Annotated in this window: 11 protein-coding genes; 2 read left to right on the forward strand and 9 right to left on the reverse strand. The window is 45.7% G+C overall.

Going from position 1 to position 15,913, the window contains the following annotated elements:
- Window positions 1-2 precede the first annotated feature (2 nt).
- Window positions 3-1,670 (reverse strand): pectinesterase family protein, encoded by a 1,668-nt coding sequence (locus tag HMPREF9447_RS20545; RefSeq protein ID WP_009131710.1) that lies wholly within the window; start codon window positions 1,668-1,670, stop codon window positions 3-5.
- Between the two features lie 148 nt (window positions 1,671-1,818).
- On the opposite strand from HMPREF9447_RS20545, the gene HMPREF9447_RS20550 reads away from it, so the two are divergent.
- The gene (locus HMPREF9447_RS20550) at window positions 1,819-2,166 is read left to right on the forward strand and encodes a cupin domain-containing protein (protein ID WP_009131711.1); all 348 of its coding nucleotides are present in this window, start codon (window positions 1,819-1,821) and stop codon (window positions 2,164-2,166) included.
- Between the two features lie 90 nt (window positions 2,167-2,256).
- Here the strand turns inward: HMPREF9447_RS20550 and HMPREF9447_RS20555 are convergent, their stop codons facing one another.
- Together HMPREF9447_RS20555 and HMPREF9447_RS20560 are read right to left on the reverse strand one after the other, a co-directional pair.
- A complete protein-coding gene (locus HMPREF9447_RS20555) occupies window positions 2,257-3,225 on the reverse strand; it encodes a pectinesterase family protein (protein ID WP_009131712.1) in 969 nt (322 codons plus the stop codon).
- A 4-nt stretch (window positions 3,226-3,229) separates the two neighbouring features.
- Window positions 3,230-4,450 carry a glycoside hydrolase family 88/105 protein gene (locus tag HMPREF9447_RS20560; protein WP_009131713.1) on the reverse strand — a complete coding sequence of 407 codons (1,221 nt, stop codon included), beginning with the start codon at window positions 4,448-4,450 and terminating at the stop codon, window positions 3,230-3,232.
- Between the two features lie 301 nt (window positions 4,451-4,751).
- On the opposite strand from HMPREF9447_RS20560, the gene HMPREF9447_RS20565 reads away from it, so the two are divergent.
- Window positions 4,752-6,266 (forward strand): MFS transporter, encoded by a 1,515-nt coding sequence (locus HMPREF9447_RS20565; protein ID WP_009131714.1) that lies wholly within the window; start codon window positions 4,752-4,754, stop codon window positions 6,264-6,266.
- 384 nt (window positions 6,267-6,650) lie between these two features.
- On the opposite strand, the gene HMPREF9447_RS20570 is transcribed toward HMPREF9447_RS20565, so the two are convergent.
- The 6 genes from HMPREF9447_RS20570 to HMPREF9447_RS20595 all read right to left on the reverse strand — a co-directional run bounded on the left by HMPREF9447_RS20570 (window position 6,651) and on the right by HMPREF9447_RS20595 (window position 15,542).
- On the reverse strand, window positions 6,651-10,076 hold the full coding sequence (locus tag HMPREF9447_RS20570) for a DEAD/DEAH box helicase (RefSeq protein WP_009131715.1): 3,426 nt from the start codon (window positions 10,074-10,076) through the stop codon (window positions 6,651-6,653).
- A complete protein-coding gene (tatC, locus tag HMPREF9447_RS20575; RefSeq protein ID WP_009131716.1) occupies window positions 10,073-10,897 on the reverse strand; it encodes a twin-arginine translocase subunit TatC in 825 nt (274 codons plus the stop codon). The genes HMPREF9447_RS20570 and tatC overlap by 4 nt, the downstream gene beginning before the upstream one ends.
- 102 nt (window positions 10,898-10,999) lie before the next feature.
- Entirely contained in the window at window positions 11,000-11,218 is a 219-nt protein-coding gene (locus tag HMPREF9447_RS20580) for a Sec-independent protein translocase subunit TatA/TatB (RefSeq protein WP_009131717.1), read from the reverse strand.
- Between the two features lie 125 nt (window positions 11,219-11,343).
- Window positions 11,344-13,833, reverse strand: a complete 2,490-nt coding sequence (locus tag HMPREF9447_RS20585) for a bifunctional UDP-N-acetylmuramoyl-tripeptide:D-alanyl-D-alanine ligase/alanine racemase (RefSeq protein WP_009131718.1) — start codon at window positions 13,831-13,833, stop codon at window positions 11,344-11,346.
- Window positions 13,809-14,792 carry a GSCFA domain-containing protein gene (locus HMPREF9447_RS20590; protein WP_009131719.1) on the reverse strand — a complete coding sequence of 328 codons (984 nt, stop codon included), beginning with the start codon at window positions 14,790-14,792 and terminating at the stop codon, window positions 13,809-13,811. Before HMPREF9447_RS20590 ends, HMPREF9447_RS20585 begins: the two co-directional genes overlap by 25 nt.
- Window positions 14,793-14,819: 27 nt before the next feature.
- Window positions 14,820-15,542 (reverse strand): LexA family transcriptional regulator, encoded by a 723-nt coding sequence (locus HMPREF9447_RS20595; RefSeq protein WP_009131720.1) that lies wholly within the window; start codon window positions 15,540-15,542, stop codon window positions 14,820-14,822.
- Between the last annotated feature and the right edge of the window lie 371 nt (window positions 15,543-15,913).

Below are 15,913 nucleotides of genomic sequence, written 5' to 3' on the forward strand. Positions count from 1 at the left end.
AATCAGCGTTTTATATCCAATAGTTCATTACCGTTTTTCACCGGATTCCATCCGTCGTTTCCGGCAAGAATGGTTTCTATCTCATAACCTTTGATACTTTTCAGTTGATGAGAGAAAGGTGCACGCGCCTTCGGATTGGCTCCTTCACCCGTACTTTCATATTCAGCATAAAACACGGTTTTCTCAGCTTCTTTCTTCCCCCAATTATTCCAACCGGCAGGAACAATATGCTTACCTAAATAGCAACGGATAAAGACAGCCTGCGCATACGAACGCCAAGGACGTGATAGATACACCTCCGTTACACCCTCGTCAGCCGTCAGCCGGCAATCATAGAATACATAACCATACTTCTGCCCCCGGTCAGTAGAAGGTGCCGTCACATAACCACCTCTTTTGCTATGGATATGGCAACGGTTGAACACTGCCGTAGACCAACCAAAAATGAAATCGACCGTACCTTCTATGTAGCAACCTTCATAATACTGACGACAATCTTTTCCGTAAGTATAGAGCGTATCCTGGAAACCGAGGAAACGGCAGTTCTTGAAGTAAACGCGATCAGCACTTATAAAACAGGCCACAGCCTGCCCCACCGGTCCGGAAGAATTTTCGAACGTGATATTCTCCGCATAAAAATCGGGAGCGTAAATATAGCAGGAAGATGAACCGGAAGTACCTTTTTCCTCACCGAAGCAATTCTTCTTCTGTGCGTAATCATCATAAGAAAGTACTGCTCCCTCCTGTCCAATCAGGGAAATATTAATTTTACTTTCCGGAACTACAATTTTTTCTTTATACACACCTTTGCGAACCAGTATAGTAGTGCGCACATTCTTACGGAAATCAGGCACGGCATCAATAGCCTCCTGTACCGTGAAGAAATCTCCGCTACCATCCTGTGCCACCACGAAATCATAGTGGCGGACATACTTCGCCAGTTCCGGAACTTCCTTGGCAACCGCATCCATAGCCAGACCAGCCACTACACGACCACCATAAACATTCAGGTGCGTGTTATCTTCGCGGCCTTTCGGTATGGCAGCAACCTGATTGGCAGGCACCCACATGAATAATTTCTTCGACTCTACCGGCCCCATGCCTTCCACAAAGTCATGGGTAACCTTATTCATATCCACAAAAGCCACACCCAACTCTTTCGCCACCTTCCGCGGAGAGTCCAGATAAGCTCCGTGCGTATCAATCAATTTGTTTCCGTCTGCCGTACCGAAGTTACGGCGCACGATGGAATTGAACAAAACCGGAATACCACCTTTGGCACGCGTTTCGTTCACAAAGCGTTTCAGGTTCTCATCAAAAGTAGTACCCGGAGCTGTATATCGTTTCGGGTCCGACTTCTCATCATTGTGCCCGAACTGGATAAATACATAGTCCCCCTTCTTCACCTGCGAGATCACCTTTTCCCATCGCCCTTCATCAATGAAGCTCTTGGAACTGCGTCCATTCACAGCATGATTGTCCACGCGGATTTCCTCCGAGAGATAGCCGGGCAACATCTGTCCCCAGCCACGCTCGGGGTTCCCACCTGTCAGTGACTTATCAGCCATAGTGGAGTCACCAATCATAAAAATAGTAATCACAGGTTTATCAGCTGTGAAAGCCGAGAGCAGAAAGAACAACCCCAGCAGTAATGTCAACTTATGTTTCATAGTTCATAATATATAAATAGTATTATTATTTTCCGGGTGCAATATTACCTAAAAACAGAGGGTTTGAAGTGTAAAAAAAGTCGCAATCGGTAGAAAAATTAATATTAATCGTATATTTGCCAACAAAATAACTAATCTGACTGGCAAAATGAAAAAGACAAGAAGTAACACCTTCATTCTCGAAAAAGAAATCGCCTGGGAACCCGCAGGCGAAGGAATAGTGCGCCAAATCATGGGCTACGACGGACAAGTGATGCTTGTAAAAGTGAAATTTGAGCAAGGTGCCATCGGCACACCGCACACCCATTATCATACACAAACCACCTATGTGGCAAGCGGTAAATTTGAATTTACCGTGAACGGTGAAAAACAAATAGTAGAAACCGGAGACGGCGTCTACATTGAACCGGATGCAGAACATGGCTGTGTATGCTTGGAAGCAGGTATCCTGATAGACTGTTTCAGCCCCATGAGAGCCGATTTCCTAAAGCACTAATACCTTGTCGACAAGAAGTTAAGAATTTGTCAACAGACTCTTAACTTTTTGTCGACAAACTCTTAACTCCTTGTAAGAGGCTGATAACTATCACTTCGCAGGCTTCCAGTCGCTACACATTCCATAGATGTAGCTTAGCTCACTATATGGGGCTACTTCCTTTTTAGTCAACTGCTTCGCCCACTGCACACGACCAGCCACCGAAGCACCTTCTCCCGTACTTCCATACTCTGCATAGCGGGCTGTTTTCTCATTTTCCACATTCCCCCAGTTGTGCCACCCTTCGGGACGGATATGTTTTCCCATCTCACAGTTGATGAATACGGTAGCGGCATAAGGTCGCCAAGGACGCCCCAGGTATACTTTGTCCACTCCCGGTTCGGCAGTCAGCCTGCAATTTCTGAAAACATAGCCTACTGCAATATCCTTAGGGGTGGAAGCTGCCGTCACATAAGAATTGGTTTTACTACGGATTTCACAATTCTCAAATAAGGCGGTAGAAGGGCCGAAGATGAAATCGGTGGTTCCTTCAATGTAGCAATCCACAAAATAGAGGCGCGTACCTGCAACACCAGTATAGATAGTATCCTGATTTCCCAAAAGGCGGCAATTTATAAATACCAGTTTGTCACCCTCCGTATGGAGTGCAACGGCCTGCCCCAGTCTGGCTGCATTATTTTCTATAGTCAGGTTCTTAAAAGTGATGCTGTTGCCCTGCACCTTCACCGTATAGGTACGGAAAGTTCCCATCTTATTTATATTGGCATGATCATCATAAGTGATAATGGTATTTTCCACGCTTTCACCGATGAAATCCACATTCTGAATCCAAGACGGGATAACCACTTTCTCTTTATAAATACCATTTTTTACCAGCACCGTTACTTTATAATCCATAAAGGCGCGGATACCTTCCATTGCTTCTGTCAGCGTACGATAGTCACCCGAACCATCGCGGACCACTACAATCGTATCCTTCCATTGAGTCTGTGCCGACAGCGGCATAACGCTCACAAGGAAAAGAGCTACACCGCATAAATAATATGTCAGTCGTTTCATTGTCTTATTTTTGATTTACAATTTCCCTTACTTGTTGCAGACGCTCCCACTCCAAGCTTGCCATGATAAACGGACCTACTGCTTTGGGGTCGTTACTGCGGATTGTTTCATTAATATAATAGGTGTAGTCACCCATACGGTAGTCCTTACCACCCAAACCGGCAACAGCACAAGCTTTAGTAATGGTCACAACACCGTCTTTATCCACTTCGATGAAATTATCGAGAATACCTTTATAGCCTTTCAGAGCCACTTCCAGATAAGATTTATCAATATAGCCTTTACGCACAGCCTTGAACAAGGCATATACGAACATGGTAGAACAGGAAGACTCCAGATAGTTGCCCTTTTCACCACTCTTATCCAGCACCTGATACCATAAACCTGTCTTCGGATCTTGTATACGCTTCAATTGGGTAGCTATATTATTAAGGATAACCAACATGGAATCACGTCCAGCCTCATGCTTCGGAATAAAATCCAACGCATCTACAAATGCCATAGCATACCAGCCCATAGCACGTCCCCAACTGTGTTGCGATTGTCCCGTCACAGAATCTGCCCAACGCTCCTTGCGACTTACATCGCAAGCATGGCGATAAAGTCCGTTTTTCGGGTCGTATGTATGGCGCGCCACGGTAATGAACTGATTTACAACGTCCGGATAATCCTGCACGCGATCATTGCGGAAAGCATATTCAGCATAGAACGTTGACCCCATATAGATGCCATCCAGCCACATCTGGTTCGGATAAATCTTTTTGTGCCAAAAACCACCATCTTCATTACGCGGATGCGTATCGAGTTGGCTACGTAGCAAGTCAATAGCTTTCTTGTATTTCTCATCCTTCGTCTGTTCATAGATACGGAACAGAAACTTTCCCGAATTCAAGCGGTCAATGTTATATTCATGCAATTTATAAGTTTCAATGCTTCCATCCTTGTGTATCATTGTGTCTGCATAAGCCAAGGCATAGTCGAACATTTTCTTGTCCCCATACGTATCATATACATCCAGCATGGCTTGTAATTCCAGTCCGTGACAATAATCCCATTTCAGTTTCGGTTGGAAATCCAACTGCCAGGATTCCGGGCAACGAATCATTTCCGATTCTACCATACGTACCGACCACGGTTGCTTATCGCTTACCTTCTGAGCGGCCAAATGGGTGGAGCAAATCAGTGCTCCCATAACAAAAGTTTTACAAAGCAGATTGTTCATCATTCTGTTCTTGTTTTTAGGTATATAGATTATTTTAAGTAATGTGACAAAGATAGCGGTTCTCCCCTAATCCGTTGTGTACTTTTCGACCGAAAAGGTGCATTATTTATTTTCGTCCTCCACAAGCTTAGTTTTTCGTGTACGAGAACAACCGTTTTCGTGCGCGATAACGAGTTTTTTTGCCATTTATTTGCATTTGGAACAAAAAATGCAGGAAAATAGACGAAATTTGTATTGATATACATCAAATAATGTGTATTTTTGGCCCCAGAAATAAGAATTAATAATTTTAAATCAACGTATCATGAGTTTAAATCAAAATGCAGTGGGAAAGATGACCAACTACAGATGGACCATCTGTGCCATGTTATTTTTTGCGACAACAGTAAACTACCTTGACCGTCAAGTGTTGTCATTGACGTGGGATGAATTTATCAAACCCGAATTCCACTGGGACGAATCACACTACGGAACAATCACTTCTGTCTTCTCTATTGTTTATGCAGTCTGCATGTTATTTGCCGGTCGCTTTATTGACTGGATGGGTACTAAAAAAGGGTTCCTCTGGGCTATTGGTGTATGGTCGGCAGGTGCTTGTCTTCATGCTCTTTGCGGTATTGTAACCGAGCATTTCGTAGGTTTGCACAGCGCAGCCGAACTAATGGGAGCTACAGGTGATGTAGTGGTAACAATTGCAACTATCAGTATGTACTGTTTCCTTGCTGCACGTTGCGTACTGGCACTCGGTGAGGCTGGTAACTTCCCCGCAGCTATCAAAGTAACTGCCGAATATTTCCCAAAGAAAGACCGCGCGTATGCTACTTCTATCTTTAATGCCGGTGCTTCTATCGGTGCTTTGGTTGCTCCGTTGACTATTCCTTTGCTTGCCAAAGCTTGGGGCTGGGAAATGGCTTTCATTGTAATTGGTGGTCTCGGATTTATCTGGATGGGATTCTGGGTATTTATGTATTCCAAACCTTCTGAAAGCAAGCACGTGAACAAAGCTGAGCTTGAATACATCGAACAGGATAAGCATGAAGAAGGTGCGGCTCCAGTTGTAGAAGAAAAGGATGAGAAAAAGATGAAATTCTGGCAATGTTTCAGCTATAAACAAACCTGGGCATTTGCTTTCGGTAAGTTCATGACTGACGGTGTATGGTGGTTCTTCCTATTCTGGACTCCTTCTTATCTGAATACACAATTTGGTATCAAAACTTCCGAAGGATTAGGTATCGCACTAATCTTTACTCTGTACGCCATCACAATGCTTTCAATCTATGGTGGTAAACTACCTACCATCATTATGAATAGAACCGGATTGAATCCCTATGCAGCGCGCATGCGTGCAATGTTGATTTTCGCATTCTTCCCGCTGGTAGTGTTATTAGCACAACCTTTGGGTACAATTTCACCTTGGTTGCCGGTTATCATGATTGGTATCGGTGGTGCAGCTCACCAATCCTGGTCTGCCAATATCTTCTCTACTGTAAGTGATATGTTCCCGAGAGCAGCAATTGCAAGTATCACTGGTATCGGTGGTATGGCTGGTGGTTTTGGTTCTATGATCCTCCAGAAAGTAGCAGGTAACTTGTTTGTATACTCATCCGGAAGTACGATAGTAGACGGAAAAGAAGTAGAAATGACTCATGACTTATTAGAGCAAGGTGCACAGTTCGTACGTCCCGCCATGGAATTCATGGGATTCTCCGGTAAACCGGCAGGATACTTCATTATTTTCTGTGTATGTGCAGTAGCTTATCTGATTGGTTGGATCGTAATGAAGGCATTAGTTCCGAAGTACAAACCTATTACATTATAATATTATACCGTAATAGTATAAAATAACAAAAGGTGCTCCTCATAGGGGCACCTTTTGTAGTATATATAAATAAGAAACGTACAGGTACAAAAAAAGCCCCTTCTCACGAAGCGACTCTCTTCTGCACTCTCCCGTGAAACATATGAACCTCGGCATACTTTAGCAAATTTACCTCAAACAGCCCATATAGATACAGGAGCGCAATAACTTTAAGATGAAAAAAAGGGAAGTCTCACGACTTCCACAATTCTTCTAACCTTAAATCTAAATCTCTATGAAAAAAACGTTCGGCAAATATAGGGGTTTATCATATATCAAGATATTAATAAAAGATATAAAGAAATGAGGAACATTTAAGATTTACTAAATGGGAGCAATAAAGCCTTAGAGAACCGTATCCAACAGGTCGGCGTAGATAGGATTTTGTCGTAACAAATGAGGTACTCCTGTCATAAACAGTTGCTTACGGGCACGGGTAAGAGCTACGTTCAATTTACGGTCAATCCAGACTCCCCCTTCTTCCGTAAGATTGGCAAGGAATTTTAGTTGATAACTACGGTTCACACAGAAGGAATAAATAATCACATCCCGCTCGCTCCCCTGAAAACGTTCGACAGTATCCACCAAAATATCATCCAAAGCCGGAATACCTAAAGCAGCTATCTCGCTCTTAATAAGAGCTATCTGACTACGATAGGGAGTAATGACACCCAACGTCAAAGCAGGCTGAAAGTCAAAACCGGCAGCCTCGTATTGCCGATAGACAGCGATAGCTAACCGAGCTACGAGCTGGGCTTCGAAATGATTCGTCTTTGCCGATTGTGAAGCAGCCTCCGCCACAGAGGGGAGGAAAGCCACGCGACGCACCAGTATATCCGCAAATTCATCGTCTTCCAATCCCGGAGCAAGAGTAAGTTCGCCTTGTTGGTGGGGCAAACCGACAATTTCCAATAGTCCGCCATAAAAAGCACGGTTGGGAAACCGGGCTACTTCCACATTCATGCGCCCCTGGCGACAAAGAATGTCATGGAAGTGATTAGTGGTAAGTGATAGGTGATTAGTAGTACTGGCAACCTTCCGATAGAGGCGTTCAAAAAGGGAATCTTTCAGGTTGTGCAGGCCGATGCTATGCAGACAGTCCTCACAGACTTCGGATTGAGATTCGGATTGGAGCACAACGGCAGGCAGTTGTTTATGGTCACCAATAAGAATAAACTTACCGATAGCATTTTCACCGGCCACATTCCGCGCACAGAGAAGCCCTAACAGTTGCGGTTCCAATATCTGGGTAGCCTCATCCACAATAGCCACATCAAAAGTCTTCAAGCGGAAAAGTTCTGTTTTAGAAGAGAATGTGGAAACAGTGCCGACAAAAACACGACAACGGTCTATCCGCACATGTACTTCACGGCGTGTGGAACAGGGTTCCAGCACATTCTCTATCAAATGGGAACGGAAAGGAGTATCACAGGACAGTTCACTTCCGATACGAATAAAGTCGATCCCGGGCGTTATGGCAGAGAGGGTTTTACAGATTTCATCTACTGCACGGTTCGTATATGAGAGCAGTAATATTTGTTTTCCTTCCCGATAGAAGGCTTCCACCATGCCTCTCAGGGCACGGGAGGTTTTTCCGGTGCCCGGAGGACCTACCAGAAGGAAATAATCTTTTGCTGCCTGGGCTTTCAGGGTGATACGTGAGAAATCATCCGGAGCAGCCGCAATTCGGGCATCGAAAGAGGCATCAAACTCTGGTTCACGCTGAAATAACAATAAATCCCTACGATTCTTGTTTGCAGAGAGAAAAGCGGAAAGCCCCAGATACATACTGCGGAAAGAAGTATCCATAAAATCGTGCTCTATGGCATAACGGCTGTCAAGAGGAAGCACGGAAGTATTTTGTTGCGAAGCACGAAGGCGGATACGAATGTCCCGGTCGGTGATTCGCTCTATATTTCCTTTGAACACCATTTTATTGGTTACATTGTCCGCATCGTTGTTGCGCTGATACAGGACGATGGCATCACCCTCGCGGAAATTCGGCAGGGCTTGCGGGGAGCAGGCAAATGATGATTCGCTCCTGCAAGTTCCGTGTTCGGCATCATGATTCGTCCGTGCCAATATAAGATATGCTTTATGCAAATCTGCGGCATGGTTTTCTTTGATTGTCAGGTCATATAATATCTCTCCCGATTCACATTTCTCTTCGAGCGTAGAAAGCCACAAGGCAGCAGCACCTGCACGCCCCTCATAGTCAATATCTCCCGATTTGGAGGTATACAGTTCTTTTGTGATAAAGTTATACAGCGTATAAAAATAGCACTGTTCCAGCGGAGTAAGTGTCCGAATGCGTTGCGCCACGGCATCGATAGACGGATAAAGGAAACGCTTCCACAGCGTATTGTCCAAATGGCGTTCATTTAGTGTATCCGGATTAATATCTTTCAACCGCTCCGCCGTGTAATGCGGACTGTTACGCAATTGCATGCCATATTCATTCGCCACAATCCGATTGCGTACATCCATCACGCGCCGCACCATCGCCCACGACGGGCGGGCAGGATACAATAACGGATAACGTGTATATAGCAGATATGCCTTTACCTTGCGGTGGTCCATTCCCATGGAATATTCCAGCACCGCCTGATAGAGCAGCATCTGCACTTTATTATTTTCTTTCGGTTCCACTTTGCCCCGGATGGAATATTCGTCCGCTTTACCCGACTTCATTTCTATGAAAGAAGACATGTCGCGCTGCATATAGTCCAAACGCCCTTGCAGGCCCAGTGCTTCGCAAATATACGTAGGTTCCAGCACCGCATCGGTCTTGTCCAGTTCATAGCCGGGAGCACGGAATGTCTCCGTTACTGTCTGCCTGATATGGTCAAAGTGCCGCTTACAATCGGCAAAAAATTCCTTTTCTTTCTCCCTGTCCAGCAAATCGGCACAAGCAGCCAGCTCGATGGAATAAGTACGGAAGGCTTTTTTCATGCAAGTCAGATAGTCCGGTTCCTCTTTGGCATAAATCCATTCGTCCAGAAAAAGATTGGCAATGTTACCAAGTAAGAGAGGACGCGTATTGTCAGGAGTCTGCAAACGTGCCAGCAGATAATTGGCAGGATGGTGCCCATAGTCTTTGAAGCACTCTGCAAGTGAACTGATATCCAGCAGATAATCAGGTTCGAGAATAATGAAGGAAGGCGTCAGTATGCCCGCCTCGTCCACAGCCACATCGAGCAGGTTGACCTGTGCATGGCGCCATAGCAGTTGGCAGGTTTCGGCAAACTCCTCATTCACCTGCGGCACATTATAGCGCACGCGCAACGGTTCGTCGGCAACGGTATCTACGGGAGATACATATAAATAGGTGTCGTCAGCACACTGGAAGCAGACGCGCATCCGGCGTATCCGTTCTTTGGCAGGGGGAGCAACAATATAAGTAGCATCCGCACGGGGAAGCAGGCGATAGAGTGCAACGGGAATATCTTCTCCTGTCAGACGTTTCACAAAGAAAGCCAGCGTCTTGACGTCCCGCAAGAGGTTTTCGCGCAATGGTTCGGCCTGTCGGTTCAGTACGGCATTGGAAGTCAGGCGAAAAGTGTGCAGGCGGTTCTGTTCCACTACGGATAATCCGGCTTTGGAAGCCACAAAACTGATGCGTGCGGAAAGGTCGGTCATTTGCAGACTGCCATCCGGCATTTGTGTGCGACAAAGACGTTCCAGAAACTCACGAAGCTGGCGGTAAGCTGCCGTCAACGGGATGTTTTCGTCCTGACAGACAGTGAGTAAGAAGTGGTAGTCTTCTTTCATTCTTCCTCCTCGACTTCATCAGCCTCGTCCGCGTCGGTCTTCTTGTCCTTAATCATCAGGATACTCAACTCATAAAGCAGATAAAGCGGAACGGAAACCACGGTCAGGGTGAAGGGGTCGCCAGTCGGTGTAATGATGGCTGCGACAATCACGATAATCACTATCGCATGGCGTCGATATTTACGCAGGAAGGATTTATGCACCACTCCCAGGAGCGAGAGCAGCCAGGTCACCAGCGGCAATTCGAAAGCCAGTCCCATGCAAAGCACCAGCATCATGAAATTGTCGATGTAAGAATTAAGGGAAATCTGATTTTCGATAGCCGCACTCAGTTCATAGGTAGAAAGAAAACGCAACGTGAGCGGATAAACCATGAAATAGCCCAGCAATACGCCGAGGAAAAACATCGCCGTACCGATACAAAGGGCTTTCTTCACACCGTGACGCTCGTTAGGATAGAGCGCAGGACTGATAAATCGCCAGATTTCAAAGAAAATATAAGGCGTAGCCGTCACCACAGACATCAAAAAAGCGGTGGACATGTGCACAAAGAACGGGGCGGCCAGATTGATATTGATAAGTTTGATATGAAATTCCTGCGTAAAGAATTCATCGTGAAGGTCAAAGACCTTGCCTACGTAACGCAACAGGTCATAGAAGATGAAATCGTTGTGACAGGGTGCCAGTATTACGTTATCAAACAGCCACGGCATTGCAATGAAGTAACCGACAGCCAATACAAACCACACACCAAGTACGCGAAACAGCACACGGCGCAATTCGTCCAAATGGTCCCAAAAGGTTAGTTCTTTATTTGCCATAATTGAGTGATGAGTACAAACTACGGGGCTACGAGCTACAAGTGCTGTTCAGCCTCAATAGCACAGCCACTTGTAGCCCGTAGCTTGTAACTCGTAGCTAATTTATTTGCCTTTCGATGCCGGCTCGTCTATTTCCTCTTTGGTTTTATTGATTTCTTCTTTTGCTTCGTTCACACCGTCCTTGAAGCTCTTCACACCCTTGCCAAGTCCTTTCATCAGTTCGGGAATTTTCTTGCCACCAAACAACAAGAGGATTACCAGAGCGATAATAATCCATTCGGAACCGCTGGGCAGGAAGCCTAATAAAAGTAAGTTTGTCATATCCGTAGTCTTTTTAAAATTTGTTGCAAATATAATAGTTTCACCACAGAATACACGTTTTTGAATGAATTAAAACGAAAACAATGGAGATGAAACCGAAAAACAATGCTATCGTTTACCTAATATCAATCCTGATAATACACTCTTTTCACCCGCGTCGAAATGCTTGTCAACACTTCGTAAGGAATGGTTTCAAGTATATCAGAAAGCACCGTGATGGGTAAGTGGTCACCAAAAATCTCTACCGTATCCCCTTCCTTGCAATCTATATCCGTCACATCAATCATGCAGACATCCATGCAGATATTGCCTACATAAGGTGCACGTTGCCCATTCACCAAACAGTAGGCATGACCGTTGCCAAGATGGCGGTTCAATCCGTCGGCATACCCGATAGGCAATGCAGCAATGCGCGAATCACGAGTCAAGTGTCCCTTGCGGCTATATCCCACTGTATCTTCTCCGGGAACCTCCCGTATTTGCAGGATAGTCGTTTTCAGCGTACTGACATTGTTTTTAATGCTGTTATCAATCGGACTGACACCATACAACCCGATACCCAGACGCACCATATCAAACTGTGCTCCCGGGAAACGCTCAATACCTGCCGAGTTGCAGATATGCCGGAGTATCTTATGAGGAAATGCTTCCTGCAACTGCATGGATGCCACCTCGAACGTGTCTATCTGTTCACGTGTAAACGCATCGAACTGCGATGCATCACTGCCCACAAAGTGGGAGAACACCGACCGTGCAATCACTGCATCCTGCCCCTTCAACCGCTCAATGAGCCGCGGCATATCTCCGGCAGCAAATCCCAGGCGATGCATCCCCGTATCCAATTTGATATGAATAGGGAAATTAGTGATACCTTCTTTCTCAGCCTCCTTAATTAGCGCATCCAGCAGATGGAAGCTATATACTTCCGGCTCCAGTTTATAGTCGAACATCGTCTTGAATGCCGTCATCTCCGGGTTCATGATGATAATACTTGCCGTGATTCCCGTCTTGCGTAGTTCAGAGCCTTCGTCCGCCACAGCCACAGCCAGATAATCGACATGATGTTCCTGCAATGTCTTGGCAATCTCATACGAACCCGCACCATAGGCGGAAGCCTTCACCATGCACACCATTTTCGTCTCCGGTCTCAACTGGCTACGATAGTAGTTCAGGTTGGCTATCATGGCTCCAAGATTCACCTCGAGGATAGTCTCGTGCACCTTCTTTTCCAGTTCTTCCGTCAACGCATCGAAACCAAACTGGCGGGCGCCTTTTATCAATATAATCTCATTTTCCAGTCGCAATTCTCCGCGTGAGATGGCATGCAACAATGCCTCTGTGTTAGGATAGAAAGCCTTTTCCATATCAAACCGTGCGGCGCACGAAGATATTTCACCACCCACACCGATGATGCGTTCAATGCCACGGCTACTTGCCAGTTGCGAAACTTTCCGATAGAGTGTCGGCGCATTCTGCCCCGTCTCCAGCATATCCGAGAGAATGAGTGTACGTTTCAGTCCGTTGCTCTGCGAGCGGCGGTAAAGAAAGTCGAGCGCAATATCCAGCGAAGCAAGATCACTGTTATAACTATCATTTATCAGCAGACAACCGTTTTTGCCTTCCTTCACTTCCAAACGCATAGCCACCGGTTCCAGGGTCGTCATACGCTCCGTAATCTTTCCGGCAGGAAGCATCAGATAGAGGCAAGCCGCCAGGCAGTTCAGCGAATTTTCAATAGAAGCATCGTCAATGAAAGGTAACATAAATGTGTTGTCCATATCCAGGTAACGATAGGAAATAACGGTACAATCCTCCTTTTTCTCCACCTTACTTATAAATAACGGACGCTCCATATCCTTCCGGCTCCACGCTATTTCACGGGCGCTGAGCATGGACTTCGCTACACAATTGCTGATGAACTCATCGTCTCCGTTATAGATAATCACATCACAGTTCTTGAACAGGGTCAGCTTCTCCATGCACTTTTCTTGCAGAGAAAAGAAATTCTCCTGATGAGCACCACCGATATTGGTCAGTATACCAATAGTAGGTTTGATAATATTCTGTAGGGCACGCATCTCTCCCATTTCCGAAATGCCCGCTTCAAAAATAGCGAGTTCAGACTGTTCGTTCATTTGCCAAACGGACAGAGGTACGCCAATCTGAGAATTGTAGCTACGCGGCGAACGAACAATCACACGTTCGGGACTAAGCAATTGGTGTAGCCATTCCTTTACAATGGTCTTTCCGTTGCTGCCCGTAATACCAATTACCGGTATCTGGAACTGCTCACGATGTTGCTCAGCCAACTTCTGCAAAGCTTTCAACGGGTTAGAAACAACTAAGAAGTTGAGAGTTGAGAATTGCCCCAACTCTCCACTCTCCACTTTTTTATAGGTTTCCTTGCTGACCACAAAGTTGCGGACGCCACGTGAATATAAATCAGGTATATAGCGGGCGCCATCATTGCGCTTGGTGGTTAAAGCAAAGAACAACGTTTCTTCGGGGAAACTCAAGGAACGGCTGTCGGTAAGTAACCAGTCTATGGTTGCCGGCGTGTCCCCCACACGTCGTGCACCGATGCGTTCAGCTATTGTTTCAATCGTATATGACATATTTCTTTCTCGTTTTGGAAATCTAAGTACGGGTATTTTTTGTTAAGTCGGTCTATTTTTAACACAATTTGTCCTAAAAAACGCTTATACTCGTCTGACTCCGGATGGAAAGGCTTATGAGATAGCGCTTTATTGATATTTTCACTTTCCTGCATAATCTCTAACGCATCCTCGGAGAGGCAGGTCTGCACAAACTTCTCCCATACGTAGCGTACCGCCTGGGGGGACGGGTGCACCATGTCGTCAGCGTAAAAACGATAGTCGCGCAACTCATCAAGAAGAAGTTCGTAAGCCGGAAAATAGAAGACATGTTCGGGAAAAGCAGCTTGTAGCTGGTCAATAGCAAGCAGAAGGATAGCTTTGCTCAGTTGGTTGGCATGCATGCCGTCGCGCACGTGTCGGATGGGGCTGACAGTGAAAATGACTTTCAACTTCGGGTTCCGGGCTATCAGACCGGAGAACAGGGAGGTATAGTCCGATACGATCTCCTGCACGCTGAGTTGGCGGCGAGTGAAAACAGACTCCGGCTGTTTATGACAGTTTGCCACAATGTGTCCTGTTTGTTCGTACACCCACGACGTGCCGAAAGTCAGCAGCAGGCACTCCAATTGATGGATGCGTGCGTGTGCCGCCTGCAGACGGGTATTGATACGCTGCAATGCTTCTTCCGCCGAGGGCGAAGAGAAGTCTCCGTGATGCATCGGACTATGCCAACATTCACGGAAGAAGAACAAATCCTCTTCTGTATAAATCTTGCCTGCCGCCACCTCGCGCAAGGCTGCCGAAACGGACAGCGGATTATAAAGAACACCGAAAGGATTGATATCCGGACGAAACTTGGCATCCGCCAGCAGCGCGCCCATGTTGGTGGCAAAGCAAGAGCCCATCAACAAGAGTTCGTCCGACTGGGTCAACAGAGGTAAACCGGAAGGTAATTCAACAGGAGTCAGAAAATTCATAAATAAATCGTAAGAGTTGGATGTAGCCTACATCATCATATTTTTCCGGATAGAGAACTTCACGATAGCCATCGCCTGGATGGAAGTGAACGGAATATCCATCGGCTCATGGTGCGGGTTGTAGCTCACCAGTTTGATGCAACCTTCCACATCGGAACGGTTTATGTATTTCGCCGCCAAGTATTCATCGCCATCAATATTGAATGAGACCAGATACATCTCACCATAAATGACGCTGTTGAAGTTGCTGATTTCCTTGAAACCTACAATGTCCCCCGACTTCAAGATGGGATACATACTGTCTCCACTGATATAGAGCGCACCATCGCACATAGGGATGCTGGGAATTTGTATCTTTCCTACTATATACTGATGCTTATTGGCAAGCAATGTGCGCAGGTTGGCAGCGGCAGTGATATCATACAACGCCACGCTGCGGTCTTTCATCGCATCGGGCGTTTTGGGATTGTGTATCATCTCAACCTCGCCGTATACCAATTCACCATTGTAGTTTCTTGATTGAGGCATGGGCCTCCCTTTTCCCAGCAGCAACCAGTTATAGTCCACGTCTTTCAGTTTACTCAGCAGCAACGGGAAGTCAATGCTATTGCGCGCAACCCAGTTGCTGAGTGTGGAACGCGACACACCCAGATAGCCGGCCAGGTCGGCATCAGTCTTAAAGTTCAATACGCGTTTGGCGCGTTTCACAATGTCTGCTACGTTAAATAAGAGGTCTTTTTCTTTTTCCATTTTAAATCAAGTTCTAATGCCTGTTGTTTTCTGTACGAAAACCAAATTATATTTGCAGCAACAAAACTAATCAATTTGTTCCTAACCAAGCAAACAAAAGTATGAAAGTTCTGAAAAAGAAAAAGTGTTTCATCAGATACCTGGAAGAAACAAGTAGGTACAAAAAATCACCTGCCATGGTTTTCAGACCATAAATAATGGTCTTAGAACCATGACAGGTAACTAACAAACTCTTAGAAAAAAGAGAAAACAGTCTAGTCAATTCTTGCTATTAACAATTAATGTTGCGTGGGAGATATATAAACCCACTTTGGAAATTCTTTATAAACGTTTATAATATCGCAACCTTCTACCCCCAACCCATTTCTACA

Source organism: Bacteroides oleiciplenus YIT 12058 (assembly GCF_000315485.1).
Lineage (GTDB): Bacteria > Bacteroidota > Bacteroidia > Bacteroidales > Bacteroidaceae > Bacteroides > Bacteroides oleiciplenus.